Annotated in this window: 10 protein-coding genes; 4 read left to right on the top strand and 6 right to left on the bottom strand. The window is 60.5% G+C overall.

Annotated elements, in window-relative coordinates:
• Positions 1 to 3: 3 nt before the first annotated feature.
• Genes BM403_RS04180 through lexA form a run of 4 tightly spaced genes read right to left on the bottom strand, consistent with a single transcriptional unit; the run spans position 4 to position 5,723 of the window.
• Positions 4 to 3,075, bottom strand: coding sequence for an error-prone DNA polymerase (locus tag BM403_RS04180; protein ID WP_093541704.1), 3,072 nt, complete (start codon positions 3,073 to 3,075; stop codon positions 4 to 6).
• A complete protein-coding gene (locus tag BM403_RS04175) occupies positions 3,072 to 4,484 on the bottom strand; it encodes a Y-family DNA polymerase (protein WP_012724751.1) in 1,413 nt (470 codons plus the stop codon). The genes BM403_RS04180 and BM403_RS04175 overlap by 4 nt, the downstream gene beginning before the upstream one ends.
• Before the next feature lie 7 nt (positions 4,485 to 4,491).
• A complete protein-coding gene (gene imuA / locus BM403_RS04170) occupies positions 4,492 to 5,106 on the bottom strand; it encodes a translesion DNA synthesis-associated protein ImuA (RefSeq protein ID WP_012724752.1) in 615 nt (204 codons plus the stop codon).
• Complete coding sequence (gene lexA / locus BM403_RS04165; protein WP_034106295.1) at positions 5,106 to 5,723, bottom strand: transcriptional repressor LexA; 618 nt, start codon at positions 5,721 to 5,723, stop codon at positions 5,106 to 5,108. Before lexA ends, imuA begins: the two co-directional genes overlap by 1 nt.
• A 201-nt stretch (positions 5,724 to 5,924) precedes the next feature.
• Here lexA and BM403_RS04160 point away from each other — a divergent pair, with 201 nt between their 5' ends.
• The 3 genes from BM403_RS04160 to BM403_RS04150 are packed head-to-tail and all read left to right on the top strand — an operon-like array spanning position 5,925 to position 11,553.
• On the top strand, positions 5,925 to 10,715 hold the full coding sequence (locus BM403_RS04160; RefSeq protein ID WP_093541701.1) for an RHS repeat-associated core domain-containing protein: 4,791 nt from the start codon (positions 5,925 to 5,927) through the stop codon (positions 10,713 to 10,715).
• A 3-nt stretch (positions 10,716 to 10,718) separates the two neighbouring features.
• Entirely contained in the window at positions 10,719 to 11,108 is a 390-nt protein-coding gene (locus tag BM403_RS04155) for a hypothetical protein (RefSeq protein ID WP_046034718.1), read from the top strand.
• 31 nt (positions 11,109 to 11,139) lie between these two features.
• Entirely contained in the window at positions 11,140 to 11,553 is a 414-nt protein-coding gene (locus tag BM403_RS04150; protein WP_046034716.1) for a hypothetical protein, read from the top strand.
• A gap of 197 nt (positions 11,554 to 11,750) precedes the next feature.
• Here BM403_RS04150 and BM403_RS04145 read toward each other — a convergent pair whose 3' ends face one another.
• Together BM403_RS04145 and BM403_RS04140 are read right to left on the bottom strand one after the other, a co-directional pair.
• Positions 11,751 to 12,338, bottom strand: coding sequence for an NUDIX domain-containing protein (locus BM403_RS04145; protein ID WP_093541699.1), 588 nt, complete (start codon positions 12,336 to 12,338; stop codon positions 11,751 to 11,753).
• Between the two features lie 32 nt (positions 12,339 to 12,370).
• On the bottom strand, positions 12,371 to 13,216 hold the full coding sequence (locus BM403_RS04140) for an SDR family NAD(P)-dependent oxidoreductase (RefSeq protein WP_012724757.1): 846 nt from the start codon (positions 13,214 to 13,216) through the stop codon (positions 12,371 to 12,373).
• A 162-nt stretch (positions 13,217 to 13,378) separates the two neighbouring features.
• Between BM403_RS04140 and BM403_RS04135 the strand changes: the two genes are divergently transcribed.
• Positions 13,379 to 14,305, top strand: a complete 927-nt coding sequence (locus BM403_RS04135) for an alpha/beta hydrolase (RefSeq protein ID WP_012724758.1) — start codon at positions 13,379 to 13,381, stop codon at positions 14,303 to 14,305.
• The last annotated feature ends 24 nt before the right edge of the window (positions 14,306 to 14,329 follow it).

Below are 14,329 nucleotides of genomic sequence, written 5' to 3'. Positions count from 1 at the left end.
TCTTCAGTGGAAATCGCGACTGCGCACAGGGATCCCTTCCAACAGCGACGTCAGGTCGGTCAAGCGCCCGGCGATCAGGTGTCGCACTTCGCCCACCGCCTCCCAGCGCCCATCCACTTTCAGCAACCGCGAGCCCACCAGCGCTTGGCGTTGACGCTCGGCAAGATCACGCCAGACCACCACATTGAGGTTGCCGAATTCATCTTCCAGGGTCACGAAGGTCACCCCGCTGGCGGTACCGGGGCGTTGCCGTCCGGTCACCAACCCGGCGATGCTGACGTTGCGCCCATGCTCGACCAGCATCAGTTCCTGCGAGCTGCGGCAGCGCCGTTTGCGCAGCTCGGTGCGCAACAACGCCAGTGGGTGTGGCCCCAAGGTCGTGCCGACAGTGGCGTAGTCGGCCTGCAGGTCCTCGCCCACCGTCGGCGCCGGCAGTGCCACCACGGCTTCATCAGGGCTTGGCAGGCCGGCGAACAGCCCGAGTTGCTTGTGCACCCCCGCCACCTCCCAGCGCGCCTTGTGCCGGTTGTCGGCCAGGGCGCGCAAGGCACCGGCATCCGCCAACAATGCCTGGGTGCGCGCATCCAGCCCGGCGCGCGCGTCCAGGTCGGCGATGTCGCTGAACACCCCGCGTTCGCGCGCCGTTTCGATACGCCGGCCCTCCTCTTCGCGTAACCCCGCGATCATGCGCAAGCCCATTCGAATCGCCGGCTGCGCGCCGTCGATGGGCTCCAGGCTGCAATCCCAGTCACTGGCCTGCACATCCACCGGCCGAATCTGCAAACGATGGCGCCGCGCATCCTGCAGGATCTGGTCCGGGCTGTAGAAACCCATGGGCCAGCTGTTGATCAGCGCACAGGCAAACGCCGCCGGCTCATGGCATTTGAGCCAGCAACTGGCGTAGGTCAGCAAGGCGAAACTGGCCGCATGGGATTCGGGGAAACCATAGCTGCCAAAGCCCTTGATCTGCTCGAAGATCTGCGCGGCAAAGGCTTCGCTGTAGCCGTTTTTCAGCATGCCGGTGCGCAGGCGCTCCTGGTGCGGTTCCAGGCCACCGTGGCGTTTCCAGGCCGCCATGGAGCGGCGCAGCTGGTCGGCCTCGCCGGGGCCGTAGTCGGCAGCGACCATGGCGATCTGCATCACCTGCTCCTGGAACAGTGGGATGCCCAGCGTGCGCTGCAACACCACCTCCAGCTCCGGTGACGGATAGGTGGTTTCTTCTTCCTTGTTCCGACGCCGCAAATACGGGTGCACCATGCCGCCCTGGATCGGCCCCGGCCGCACGATGGCGACCTCGATCACCAGGTCATAGAACGTCTGCGGCCTGAGCCTGGGCAACATCGACATCTGCGCCCGCGACTCGATCTGGAACACGCCGATGGTATCGGCCTTGCTGATCATCGCGTAGGTGGCCGGGTCTTCCTTGGGAAGGCTCGCCAAAGAAAAGTCCCGGTTGCGATGGCGGCGCAACAGATCGAAACAGCGGCGGATCGCGCTGAGCATGCCCAGGGCGAGGATATCCACCTTGAGCAGGCCGACGGCATCGAGGTCGTCCTTGTCCCACTGGATGATGGTGCGCTCGGCCATGGCGGCGTTTTCCACCGGTACCAGGGTGTCCAGCGGGTATTCGGAAATCACAAAGCCGCCGGGGTGCTGGGACAGGTGCCGGGGAAAGCCGATGAGTTGTTGGGTGAGCGTGAGCACGCGACGCAGGATCGGGCTTTGCGGGTCGAAGCCGCCCTCGCGCAGGCGCTCCAAGGGCGGCGCATCATCACTCCAGCGCCCGCAGCAGTCGGCCAAGGCGTTGATCTGGTCCGGCGGCAAGCCCAGGGCCTTGGCCACATCCCGCACCGCGCCGGCCGCGTGGTAACTGCTGACCACCGCCGTCAGCGCCGCGCGGGTGCGGCCGTAACGCTGGAACACGTACTGCAGCACTTCTTCGCGGCGCTCGTGTTCGAAGTCCACGTCGATGTCCGGCGGTTCATTGCGCTCCTTGGACAGGAAGCGTTCGAACAGCATGCTCGTCAGGCTCGGGTCGATCTCGGTGATCCCCAGGGCAAAACACACCGCCGAGTTGGCCGCCGAGCCCCGGCCCTGGCACAGGATCGAACGGCTGCGGGCGAAGCGCACGATGTCGTGCACGGTGAGGAAGTAGCTTTCGTAGCCCAGCTCGCTGATCAGCGCCAGTTCTTTGTGGATCTGCTGCAAGGTGTGGGCGTCGACACCCTGCGGCCAACGCTGGGCGATGCCTGCTTCGGTCACGGCGCGCAGCCAGGATTCGGCGTCGTGGCCCTCGGGCACCAGTTCGCGTGGATAGTGGTAACGCAACTGGCTCAAATCGAACGTGCAGCGGCGGACGATGGCCTGGGTTTCGTCGAGCAAGGCGTGCGGGTACAGCGCGGCCAGGGCGTCGAGGCTGCGCAGATGCCGCTCGCCATTGGGGTGCAGGCGCGTGCCGGCCTCGGCCACCGGCACGTGATGACGGATGGCGGTCATGGTGTCCTGCAGGGCGCGGCGGCCACGCGCATGCATGTGCACATCGCCGCAGGCCACGGCCGGAATGCGCAGGCTGGCGGCCAGGTTCAGGCGTTGTTCCAGGCGGTGCGCATCGTCCTGGCCGCAATGCAGGTGCACCGCCAGCCACAGCCGCTCGGCGAAGGTGCGGCGCAGCCATTGGATCGAGGCCTGGGTGTCGCTATCCTCGGCAACCCACAGCGCCAGCAGGCCGGGCAGCGGTTGGTCGAAGTCCTCCAGCAACAGGCGATAGCTGCCTTTTTCTGCGCGCCGTCGGGCAAGGGTGATCAAGCGACACAGGTGCTGGTAGCCGCTGAGGTCTTCCACCAGCAGCACCAGTTTCGGGCCGTTCTCGATGCGCACCTCGCTGCCGATAATCAGCGGCAGCTCCACGGCCTTCGCCGCCTGCCACGCACGCACGATGCCCGCCAAGGTGCACTCATCGGTGATCGCCAGGGCACTGTAGCCTTGGCGTTTGGCCCGTTCGAACAACTCCAGCGCACTGGACGCGCCGCGCTGGAAGCTGAAGTTGGACAGGCAGTGCAGCTCGGCGTAGCTCATGCAAACCAGCCTTGCAGCCACAGCCCATCGTTCTGCCCCACGGTGCGGTAGGCCCAGCCTTGCTGGCCGGCGCGGGTCTGGATCAGGTAGTAGTCGCGGCGCACATCGGCGCCGTCCCACCAGCCGGACTCAATGCGTTCCGGGCCCATCAGGATATGCACACCGTGCTCGGCCAGCAGTGTGGGCGTGCTCAGCAGCCAACCCGGACGGTGCACGTTGTTCAGGGGCGGGCACGGGTGTTTATCCGTCGCCGCTTGCCAGGCGCATTCGGGGCGGTGGTCGGCGTGAAAGCGCAGGCCTTGCACCGCCTCATCGCCCAAACGGGCACGCAGGCGCTCGCGCAATTGCGCCCACGGCAACGTCTGCTGCGGACGGTCGTCGAACAGGTCCTGGCGTTGCGGCACGAACACCGGCAAGTCCTGGGCCACCAGGCGAACACCGCGCACCGGCGAGGTGACTTGGACGTGCTCCAGACGGCCACGGGCCAATTCAAACAGCATCGCCGGTTCGCGCTCGGCGCTGAGCAGGCCGACCTTGATCACTGTGTCGGTTGCCTGGGCGTGTTCCAGGTGCAGGTCGAAGCGTTGCACGCCACTGTCACGGCCACACAGGAAGGCGGACAGATCGCCAGTCAGACGTCTTAGCGGAAACAGCAGCGCCTGGTGGGATTGCACATCGAAATTCAGCTCGATGCGCACATCGAACCGGTCGGGCGGCTGGTAAAACGCCAAGGCCAATGGGCGCTGCCCGCTCAATGCATCCAGGTGCTTGAGCAGGCTGGCATCAAAGCGGCGCGCCAAGGTGTGCCGGGGCAACGCCTGCACCTGGGCCAGGGTGCGCAGCCCCATGCGCGACAAGGCCGTGGCGGCCTGCGGGTCAAGGCCGGCGCGGTCGATGGGCAGCGGCCCCAGGGCCTGCATCAAGCCGTCATCCTGCACCGCCAGGCCATCCTCGATATTCGCCAGCGCCCGCGCGGCGGCGGGGTTGGGCGCAGCGACAATGCGGTGACGAAAGCCCAGTTCAGCCAGCTCCTTGCGCAAACGCGCTTCGAACTGCGGCCACGGCCCGAACAGACCCAGGCTCGACTCGATTTCGAACAACAAGGCACGTGGGTAATACAGGCTGACCTGGGAGCTGAACTGGTAGGCCCAGGCGGCGAGGAATTGTTGGTGGCGTTCGATCTCGGCGGGGTCATATTCGGCGCTGGCAAAGGTCTTGGTCAGGGCCTGCGCCGCCGTCAGGGATTGACCGGGACGCAAGCCCAAGGCGCGGGCAGCGTCATTGACGGTTTGCAGGACGCGGCGCTGTGGCGTGCCGGCCAGCAGGGCCAGGGGTTGGTCCGGCTCGGGGTGCACACGCTGCACCCCGTCCAGCGCCAATTGCGGGAAGACAATACACACCCAGCGCATGGCAACCTCAGTGCCCCGCCAGCGCAATCGGCGCCGGATGGGCCAGCCCGCCCCGGCACTTGAGCACCCGCACTTGCGCGGGTTTCGCCTCGACGGCAAGGCGCAAGGCGGCGGGCGATGCATTGATCGCCTCACTCAAGGCGCGCCAGGCAAACGCCAGGGTCTGCCCGGTTTCCGCCGCAACTTGCAGGCGCCGCAGCGCCCGGTCATCGGCCTTGCGCGGCCAGCACAACACCGCGCCGCAACTGCCGGAGCGCAGGCACTGCTCCACGGCCCACAAGGCATCGCGCTCCTCGGCCTGGATCACTGAGAGCAGGCGCAAATCCACTCCGGCGTTCTGCCAGGCGTGGGGGTACGGCGTGTACGGCGGCGCCACCAGCACAATGCGCTCGCCTGCCTTTGATAAGCGCGCCAGGGTCGGCAGCACCAGCTGCAACTCACCCACGCCGTCCTTGGCCATGAGGATTTCACTCAACGCCGCTTCCGGCCAGCCGCCCGAGGGCAGCACCGCGTCCAGCGCCGCCAACCCAGTGGGATAGACACTGGCCGGGGGCGCGGCGGGCCGGCCTTTCCACACGCGCCCGCCATTGAACAGCGTGTCCAGTGCAACGACGGCGCCCATCAACCTTGCCTCACCAAACCGCAAAACACGCCTTCAATGGCCAGGTCCTGATCGGGCCCGACCACGATGGGTTGATACGCGGGGTTGCGCGGCAGCAGGCGCACGCTGTCGCCGCTGCGTTCGAAACGCTTGATGGTCACTTCGCCGTCCAGGCGCGCCACCACAATCTGCCCATTCAAGGCCTCGGCACTGCGGCGTACGCCCACCAGGTCGCCGTCAAGAATGCCGTCTTCGATCATCGAGTCACCTTGTACCCGCAGCAGGTAATCCGGGGTTTTCGCAAAGGTAGACGGGTCCAGTTGCAGGCGGCTGTGCACTTCAGCATCGGCGCCGATGGGCAAGCCTGCGGCCACTCGGCCGAGCACCGGCACATCCAGCCATTCCGGGCGTGCCGGTTGGTTGAGCAGCCGAATGCCTCGGGCCTGGTTGGGGTTGACCTCGATAAAACCGGCTTCGGTCAGCGCCAGCACATGCTTGCGCGCCACGCTGCGCGAGGCAAAGCCGAACGCCTCGGCGATCTCGGCGAGGCTGGGGGGCTGGCCTTGCTGCGCGATGCGGTCGCGGATAAAGGTCAGGATGGCGGTACGGCGGGGGGTCAGAGTCGTCATGGAGTACATTTGTACTCCTGCGGGAAATTTCTGACAATAGCCGCCAGTCGCTTGGGAGCCGACGAGCGTTATCGAAACGTCCCACATAACCGCCGGATAAGCTCTACTCCCCTCCCCTGAAAAGGTCCGCAAAGTCCCTCGCCTGACTACACAGTGCGAGGGATTGCAGATGGCGTTATTGGTTTGGGCCCCGGTTGATGGGGCGGCCTCATGATCGAATTGACCAGCCAAACCATTGGTTTTTTGGTACTGGCCGCCCTGGATTCAAAAACGCGAGACGTCGACTCCGTGATCAGCGACTTCAAGCGCTGCCTCAATCACTACGACGCCTGGGCGGAGAGCTTTTTCAGCTTTTCGGCGCTGGATATCGAGCAAGTCTTCAAGGTTGGACATGACGTGGCGCTGGTCGCGCCGATCAACCACTCCCTGTTTCCCAGCACCACCACCGCAACCTGCCAGGCCAACGGCACGTTGACCCTGGTGCATATGTTCCAGAGCGCTCGATTCGTGCCCATTGGCAATACGCCAGTGATGCTGCAACGCATCGACCCCAAGGGTGGCCCGCTGGGCGACCCCCTCCATAAGACCATCGGCCCCAGCGGCATTCTCGAAATCACGGAATGTGATCGCAACCAGCAGTACCGGGTCAGTTTCTACCCCAACGTGTCCACAGCGCATTTCAAGGCGTTGTACGCCTCTTACCAGTCGGTTATCGAACCGCTGGAAGGCTGGCTGCGCGGTGAATGGGGCACCACCTTCGAACCGTTGTGGAAGGGCTATTCCGAGGCCAACGCTCTCAAGCGCTACCTCTCACTGCATCAAGGCTACGCACGCGGGTTTGGTGAGGCGCTGTACTCACTCTGGGACAACATTCAGCAGATGCTGCAGTGGTTTTTGGACCCATTGGGGCATGCCGAAAAACTGCTGCATTACCTGTCCCAGGATGAATTTGAAAAGCTGTTGAAGCTCGGTACCGAAAGCCTTGCAAAGGGCTTGATGGTGCTGAGCGATGAGCCGCTGTTGTTCGTCTATCTGTCGGCAATGGTCAGTTGGATGCGGATGTTGCCGCCGCCCTACATGAACGAGTTGCTGGGGGAAATCAGCGCCGAAGTATTGATCAATGTGGTGCTGTGTCTCGCTACCGCCGGGATGGGGATGGCGGTGCGCATCGGTACGAAGGTGCTGGGCAGCATCAAGTCTCAGCGTGCGCGCAGATGGTTGGAGCACATGGCTGGGCAGTTCGGGAAGTTTCGTGCGGATGATCACACGCAGGTGGCTAAGCCGGTATTGCTCAGTAGCCAGGCAACGACGATCAAGACGATTCCGGATGTGCCGTTGAAGGCTGGGGATCAGGTGGTTGCCAACCCGGTGCCGGTGGTTCGGGACAAGGCCAAACAACGGACGGTGTTGGTTCGGCAAGAGCCTGTGGATGACGTGCCGGCTGTTGCTAAGAACCCGGCTGGAGAGGCGGCCGCGTCTTCGGACAAAACAGCCACTAACGGTTGCCCGGTGTCGATGGTCACCGGCGAGGAACTGCTGACGCTGACCGATGGGACGCTGGACGGGGTGTTGCCGTTTGAGTGGACGCGGTTGTACCGCACCAGTGCGGTGGAAGTGGATTGCGGGTTGGGGTTTGGCTGGAGTCACTCGCTGGCGCATCGGTTGAGTGTTTCCGGTGATTCGGTGGTGTGGACGGATCATGAAAATCGGTCGACCACCCTGCCCTTGCCTACGGTTTCTCGGCCTGCGATTACCAATAGTTTGGCGGAAGCGGCGATCTACTTGGGGTCGTTGCCTGATGAACTGGTGCTGGCGCAGGCGTCACGGTTCTACCACTTTCGCGACGGTGCGCTGACGGCGATCAGCGATGCGTATGACAACCGGTTGCGCATTTCCCGCAATTATCTGGGGCAGATTGAGCGGCTGGATAACGGTGTCGGGCGTTCATTGTTTTTGCGCTATGCATCGGGTCGGATCGTGGCGGTGGACTACCAAATTCAACGCATCGTCGATGAGGGTCCGTATGTTTGGGTGACGGAACAGACCGTTGTTTCCTACGCCTATGACGGTGCTGGGCGACTGGTTTCTGCGACCAATGCTGTCGGTGAACGCGAGGTTTATCGGTACGACGATCAGCACGTCATTCTTGAGCGTGGCTTGGCCGGTGGGGCGAGTTTCTACTGGGAGTGGGAACGGGCTGGTAAGGCGGCGAGGTGTGTCCGGCATTGGGCCAGCTTTTCGCAGATGGACACGCGGTATGCCTGGGATGACAACGGGCAGGTCACGGTGTTTAACGCCGATGGCAGTCAGGAAGTCTACGTGCATGACCAGCGGGCGCGGCTGGTGCAGCGGGTGGATCCGGACGGTGCCGAGCACTTTAAATCTTACGATGACAAAGGCCGGCTGACGGTTGAGCAGGACCCGCTGGGGGCGGTGACGGCGTATCAGTACGACGAAGCTGGACGCTTGGTGGCGTTGTTTCCGGGGGAGGATGAGCCGACGACCTACGAGCATGACAACGGGTTCGTACGGGTTGTAAGGCGTGGTGAAGCGGTTTGGAAGTATGAGCGGAATGATCAGGGTGATGTGACGCGCAGGACCGATCCTGACGGTAACGCTACTGACTACAGCTACAACAAATATGGGCAGTTGGTTGGGGTTTGGTATCCGGATCACAGCTGTCAGAAGTTGGTTTGGAATGAACGTGGGCAGTTGCTTGAGGAGCAGTGTCCGAATGGCGGGATCAAGCGCTATCGCTATGACGATCTTGGCCGGCAGGTGGCCCGGGAGGATGAACATGGGGCGCTGACCCAGTATCAATGGGACAGTGTTGGGCGGTTGATTGGCGTTGGGCTGCCGGGCGGTGCGCTCAGGGAATACAGCTACAACCCCTACGGAAAAATCACTTCCGAACGCGATGAACTGGGGAACGTCACCCGCTACGAATACGCCGACAGCCTGCACCTGATCAGCCGCCGCCTCAACGCCGATGGCAGCCAGGTCAACTACCGCTACGACAACGTGCGTTTGCTGCTGACCGAGATCGAAAACGAGGTTGGCGAAACCTACCGACTTCAGTACCACAGCAACGGCCTGATCCAGCAGGAAACCGGGTTTGACGGCCAGCGCACGGCCTACGTTTACGACCTCAACGGCAACCTTCAGGAAAAGACCGAACACGGCGATGATGGCAGTCAGCAGGTTACCCGCTACGAGCGCGACCATGCCGGTCGACTCGTAAGAAAAACCCTGCCTGATGGTGGTGCCGTCGACTATGCCTACGACCGTCAGGGCAATCTCCTCAGTGTTGACGATGGTAATTGGTTTTTAGCCTACGAATACGACGTCCAAAACCGCCTTACCGCCGAACACCAAGGCTGGGGCACCCTGCGCTACGGCTACGACGCCTGCGGCCAACTAACAAACCTGCGCCTGCCGGACAACAACCGCCTCACCTTCAACCACGACAAAGGCGGTCACCTTTCCACGGTTGAACTGAACGGCACGGTACTGACCTCACACCAATTCAACGCTGGCCGCGAACAACAACGTACCCAAGGCAAACTGCTCAGCACCTACCAACACGACCAACAAGGACGCCTGTTCAACCAGAGCATCGGCGATGCCGAAGGCCCGTTGTACCGCCGTCATTACGACTACGACAAATCCGGCAACCTCACCCGCCTGCTCGACACCCGCAAAGGCGAGCACCACTACCACTACGACCCACTAAACCGCCTCACCCGCGCCGACCACTCCCAAGGCGAGCAAGAACGCTTCGGCCACGACCCCGCCGGCAACCTGCTCATGCAAGACCGGCCGGGCCCCGACATCGTGGCGGGCAACCGCCTGATAATCCAAGGCGACCACCACTACGACTACGACGCCTTCGGCAACCTCATCCGCGAACGCCGCGGTAAAGGTCATCAACTCGTCACCGAATACCGCTACGACTGCCAGCACCGCCTGATCGGCACTACCCAACCCGACAGCCAAACTGCCAGCTACCGCTACGACCCGTTTGGGCGGCGTATCAGCAAAACCGTTGATGGCCTTACGACCGAGTTCTTCTGGCAAGGCGACACACTGATCGCCGAGCACCACGCGGAGCGACACCGCAGCTACCTCTACGAACCGGACAGCTTTCGTCCACTGGCACTGCTGGAAGGCTTCGGCCCAAAGGAAACCAAGGCTTACCACTATCAACTCGACCACCTCGGCACCCCGCAGGAACTCACCGCCGCCGACGGAGAAATCGTCTGGTCCGCGCACTACCGCGCGTACGGCGAAATCACCCGGCTCGACATCGGAAAAATCGACAACCCGCTGCGCTTCCAGGGCCAGTACTTCGATCAAGAAAGCGAACTGCACTACAACCGCCATCGCTACTACAATCCGGATATTGGTCGGTACCTGACGCCGGACCCGGTGAAGCTGGCGGGGGGGATCAATGCGTACCTGTACGTGCCCAACCCTACGGGTTGGATAGATCCGCTAGGTTTGAGCACGTGTCCAGGCGGGGCTGGATACGAACCACACACAAATACAGAAAACTCAAACACACAGCTTAAGGTAGACGACGGCACTCCTTCGCTACCAGCATCGAGTAAAAGACAAGAGTATTTATATCGAGGAGACTCAAGGCACCCGGACGAAATTTTTGAAACCGGCTTTGAGAGCAGAGGAAAAAGCACTGACCTCTATTTGCACTCGCAAAACAATGCGAGTCCACCAAGCAAATTTGTGAGCACATCAATATCAAGAGAGCAAGGGTTAATGTTCGCAACATCCTTTGGGTTTGAGGAAGGCTATCTTTACACCCTAAAGAAAATCCCAGGTCGGGATGTCAACAAAGAACTAGGCATCTTATCGGACTATAAAAAGGAGCGCGAAATTGCCATACCAAACCGAATAGATACTAAGGATATTCTAGGCGCCACACCCGTCCACGACGATGGAACGCATAAAGGCTACTCACTAATTAATCCAAATAGAAAATAACCAATGAAAAAGATCGACATCACCATAATTAAAAACGCACAAAGAGAGACCGCCACACTTGAGCTCGACAGAGCGCACTCAACGCTATCTATAGCGTTTGCTGACGGTATAAAAAAGATATATTCAGACATAGATATATATACATGCTTTGGGTTACTAAGAAGAGAATTCAGTGAAACAACCTTCTTATGTAAAGGCTCGAAGGTGAATGTTTACCCTTCAGCAATGGCATCACAGATGTCAAGCGGATTAGTTGCTTACGAGGTAACGATTGGCGAGCCAGATGCAGAACTCGTCCGTATATTCGACTACGAAGAAAGCAACCTTACAAACGACATTAATGATCAGATCGCTTACCGTAGAAAATGGGCTGAGTCTCTAAAAATCAATTAACACCCTCTGCACCACTAGAGCTGAAACGATAATGGAAAGCAAAAAAATACTAGTCATTTCCAAAAACAAAAAAATTGAAACGACCGTAAAATATGACTCAATCAACCGCCTGATGACATTTTCAGAATCAAGTAACTTCGGAAAAATCTATCATGGGAAAGATATATACATATGTTTAGCGAAAATCAGAGCAGAGTTTCCAACAATGACATTCTTGTGTAAGGGCGCAAAAATAAATGTCACCCCTTCCAGAATGGCTTCCCAGATGAGCGCCGGTCTCGTCGCGTATGAATTGACTTTAGGCAAGCAGGCTACATTCGACGACATAGTTCACCTATTTGACTATGAGGAAAACAACCTAACCAACAATCCGCAAGAGCAGGTTGACTTCTATAAAAAATGGCTAGCATCTTTAGGTGCGCAAGATTATGAGAAATTCAACTAGATTTTACAAAAAAATCACCATTCAAAAAAATCTACTGATGGAGAATAAACTTACGCGCGCTGGGCTGCGAAGCAGCCCCAATCCAGACAAAGCATTTTTTCAGGTAAATGGGCATCGTCTGTTTTAGGGCTGCTTCGCAGCCCAGCGCAGGGCAAGCCTGCTCACTACAGATCGTGTTCACACACCAATAGGCGGGGTTACCAGCCTTCTTTAAGCATCCGCAATTCCAGATGCTGCAACAGCATGATGGTCTTGCCATCGGCAATCTCGCCGTTTTGCACCTTTGCCAAAGCCTCTTCAAAGCCCAACTCCAGCACTTCGATATCTTCGCCCTCTTCTTCCAAGCCACCGCCAGTCCCAACCCGGTCACCCGGCTGGTATTCACCCATGAAAAAGTGAATCCGCTCCGTCACCGACCCCGGGCTCATGAAGGCCGCATAGATCTTCTCCACATGCCCCACGCGGTAGCCGGTTTCTTCTTCCGCTTCCAGGCGGATCCGCTCTTCGGGGCTGGCATTGTCGAGCAAGCCGGCCGCCGCTTCGATCAGGTAGCCGTGGTAATCGTTGACGTACGTGGGCATGCGAAACTGGCGAATCAGCAGCACCGTGCGCTGCTCGCGGTTGTACAGCAGGATGGTCGCGCCGTTGCCGCGGTCGTACACCTCGCGGGTTTGGGCTTGCCAACTGCCGTCTCGGCGGCGCAGGTCGAAGCTGTACTTTTTCAGCAGGTACCAGTTTTCCGAAAGCGTCTCTTCGGCGGTGATGCGAACGGGGCTGTTGTCCATGGTGGGGTCTTTACTCAAGGGAGTGATCGTTTTCACGCTTGTTTGATACGCGGCCAGGCGGCGGCGACGGCTTCAGCACTGTCCGCTTTGATGCGGGCCAGGTTGCGTGGGTATTCCACACCAGGATTTTCCGTAAACCGCGTGGCCGTGAATTGCCCATTGCTGGCCCGCACGATGTAACCCGTGTCTTCGCACTGCGTCGAGGCGAGAAACAGCACACCCGGCGTCACCCACTCCGGCTTGAGTTCATCCGGCTCGTCAGTCACACCCCACATGCGGGTCTTGGCCACAGGCGAGATCGCATTGACTTTGATCCCCGCGTCCAAGCCTTCATGACTCAACGCGTTCATGATCCCTAATTGCGCCATCTTGCCGGCGCTGTAGGCCACCAGGCCGGTTTGCTCGTACTGCGCGTACATGGCGCGGTCGGAGGTGGTGAGGATGATGCGCGGCGCCGATGAGTGCAGCAGGTGCGGCCAGGCGTGCTTGCACAGCCACAGCGGCGCGTAGAGGTTGATCGCCATGGCACGCTCAAGGAACGCGGCGTCGAGGTCTGCGATGTTCTGGTAACCCACCCAGCCGGCGTTGTGGATCAGGATATCGAGTTGGCCGAATGCCTCAAGGGTATACGCAATCAGTTGCTCGCAGCCCTCGTTCGTGGACAGGTCACCCCCGTGGCCGATCACCGTCAGCCCTTCGGCCTGCAAGGCCTCGGCCGCTGCCAGAACCACCGACGCATCGCTGCCTGCACCGGCAGTGTCGGCGCCGATATCACTGATCACCACGCGCGCACCGCCCAGGGCCAGTGCCCGTGCATAGCTGAGTCCCAGCCCGCGTGCACCGCCGGTGACGATAGCGGTTTTGCCTGTGAAATCCATGTGCTTGCTCTCCTGTTCGGCTGCCCACCCTAACAACCCGTGCACCGTTTGTTCAATGCTGTAACACTTTGCAAGCAATCCCGGTGGACGGCTGTCGAATTAATTCCTGCCTCTGCAAACCATCTGGTAAAACCCCTGCTTCACCTTTTTCCAGGAACCTTCATGTCTTCACGTTTTCTGTCGCGCCTGAGCCTGCGCTGGTTTCCCCTGCTGTGCATGGCACTGTTGATCGTCGGCCTGCCGGTGGGTTGCGCGATGCTGCAACACAAGGAGCGCGAGCTGGTATTTCGCATCGAACCGGGCACCGCCAGTTGGTACAGCGGCTTGCCCAAGGCCGTGCAGGAGTTCGAACTCAAGCCCGCCAGTCTCAAATCGGGGCAGAACATTCATGGCTGGTGGTACCCGGCGGACAACAAGGACGCACCTGCGATTCTCTACCTGCACGGCGTACGCTGGAACCTCACAGGGCAGCTGTTTCGCATCGAGCAATTGCATGCGCTGGGCTACTCGGTGCTGGCCATCGACTATCGTGGTTTCGGCCAAAGCCGCGGCGAGCTGCCGTCGGAAACCACGGTGTACGAAGACGCGCGTATCGCCTGGGAGCGTTTCCAGGTGCTGCAACCCGATCCGCAAAAACGCCTGATCTACGGGCACTCGCTCGGTGGCGCGGTGGCCATCGACCTGGCTGCAGAACTGGGTAAACAGATGCCGTTGCCCGTACGCGGGCTGGTGATCGAATCCACCTTTACCTCGCTGGCGGATGTGGCCACCGCCGTAGCGAACACCTCTCTACCGGTGCGCTGGCTGCTGTCGCAGAAATTCGATTCCATTGACAAGATCGCCGACATCCATATGCCACTGCTGGTGGTGCATGGCCTCGACGACCGCTACGTACCGCCGCGCTTCAGCCAACAGTTATTTGAAGCCGCCCGGGAACCCAAACGGCTGTTACTGGTGCCCGGCGCCAGCCATAACAACAGCATGAGCCTGGCCGGTCGCAGCTATGGCCAGGCATTGGAGAAACTGATGCAAGCGAAGATGCCGGCCCAGGTGGTCACGCACTCCACAGGTCGCAGCGGCGACTCATAAAAACGCTTTTCGGCACTGGGTTCG

It is taken from the genome of Pseudomonas sp. OV546, from assembly GCF_900116845.1.
Classification (GTDB): Bacteria; Pseudomonadota; Gammaproteobacteria; order Pseudomonadales; family Pseudomonadaceae; genus Aquipseudomonas; species Aquipseudomonas petroselini.
This window is presented reverse-complemented; position numbering and strand designations above follow the sequence as displayed.

Excerpts from the sequence above, each read along its gene's own strand:
- BM403_RS04180 (WP_093541704.1), bottom strand. The coding sequence starts at position 3,075 with ATGAGCTACGCCGAGCTGCACTGCCTGTCCAACTTCAGCTTCCAGCGC.
- BM403_RS04175 (WP_012724751.1), bottom strand. The coding sequence starts at position 4,484 with ATGCGCTGGGTGTGTATTGTCTTCCCGCAATTGGCGCTGGACGGGGTG.
- imuA (WP_012724752.1), bottom strand. The coding sequence starts at position 5,106 with ATGGGCGCCGTCGTTGCACTGGACACGCTGTTCAATGGCGGGCGCGTG.
- lexA (WP_034106295.1), bottom strand. The coding sequence starts at position 5,723 with ATGTACTCCATGACGACTCTGACCCCCCGCCGTACCGCCATCCTGACC.
- BM403_RS04160 (WP_093541701.1), top strand. The coding sequence starts at position 5,925 with ATGATCGAATTGACCAGCCAAACCATTGGTTTTTTGGTACTGGCCGCC.
- BM403_RS04155 (WP_046034718.1), top strand. The coding sequence starts at position 10,719 with ATGAAAAAGATCGACATCACCATAATTAAAAACGCACAAAGAGAGACC.
- BM403_RS04150 (WP_046034716.1), top strand. The coding sequence starts at position 11,140 with ATGGAAAGCAAAAAAATACTAGTCATTTCCAAAAACAAAAAAATTGAA.
- BM403_RS04145 (WP_093541699.1), bottom strand. The coding sequence starts at position 12,338 with ATGGACAACAGCCCCGTTCGCATCACCGCCGAAGAGACGCTTTCGGAA.
- BM403_RS04140 (WP_012724757.1), bottom strand. The coding sequence starts at position 13,216 with ATGGATTTCACAGGCAAAACCGCTATCGTCACCGGCGGTGCACGCGGG.
- BM403_RS04135 (WP_012724758.1), top strand. The coding sequence starts at position 13,379 with ATGTCTTCACGTTTTCTGTCGCGCCTGAGCCTGCGCTGGTTTCCCCTG.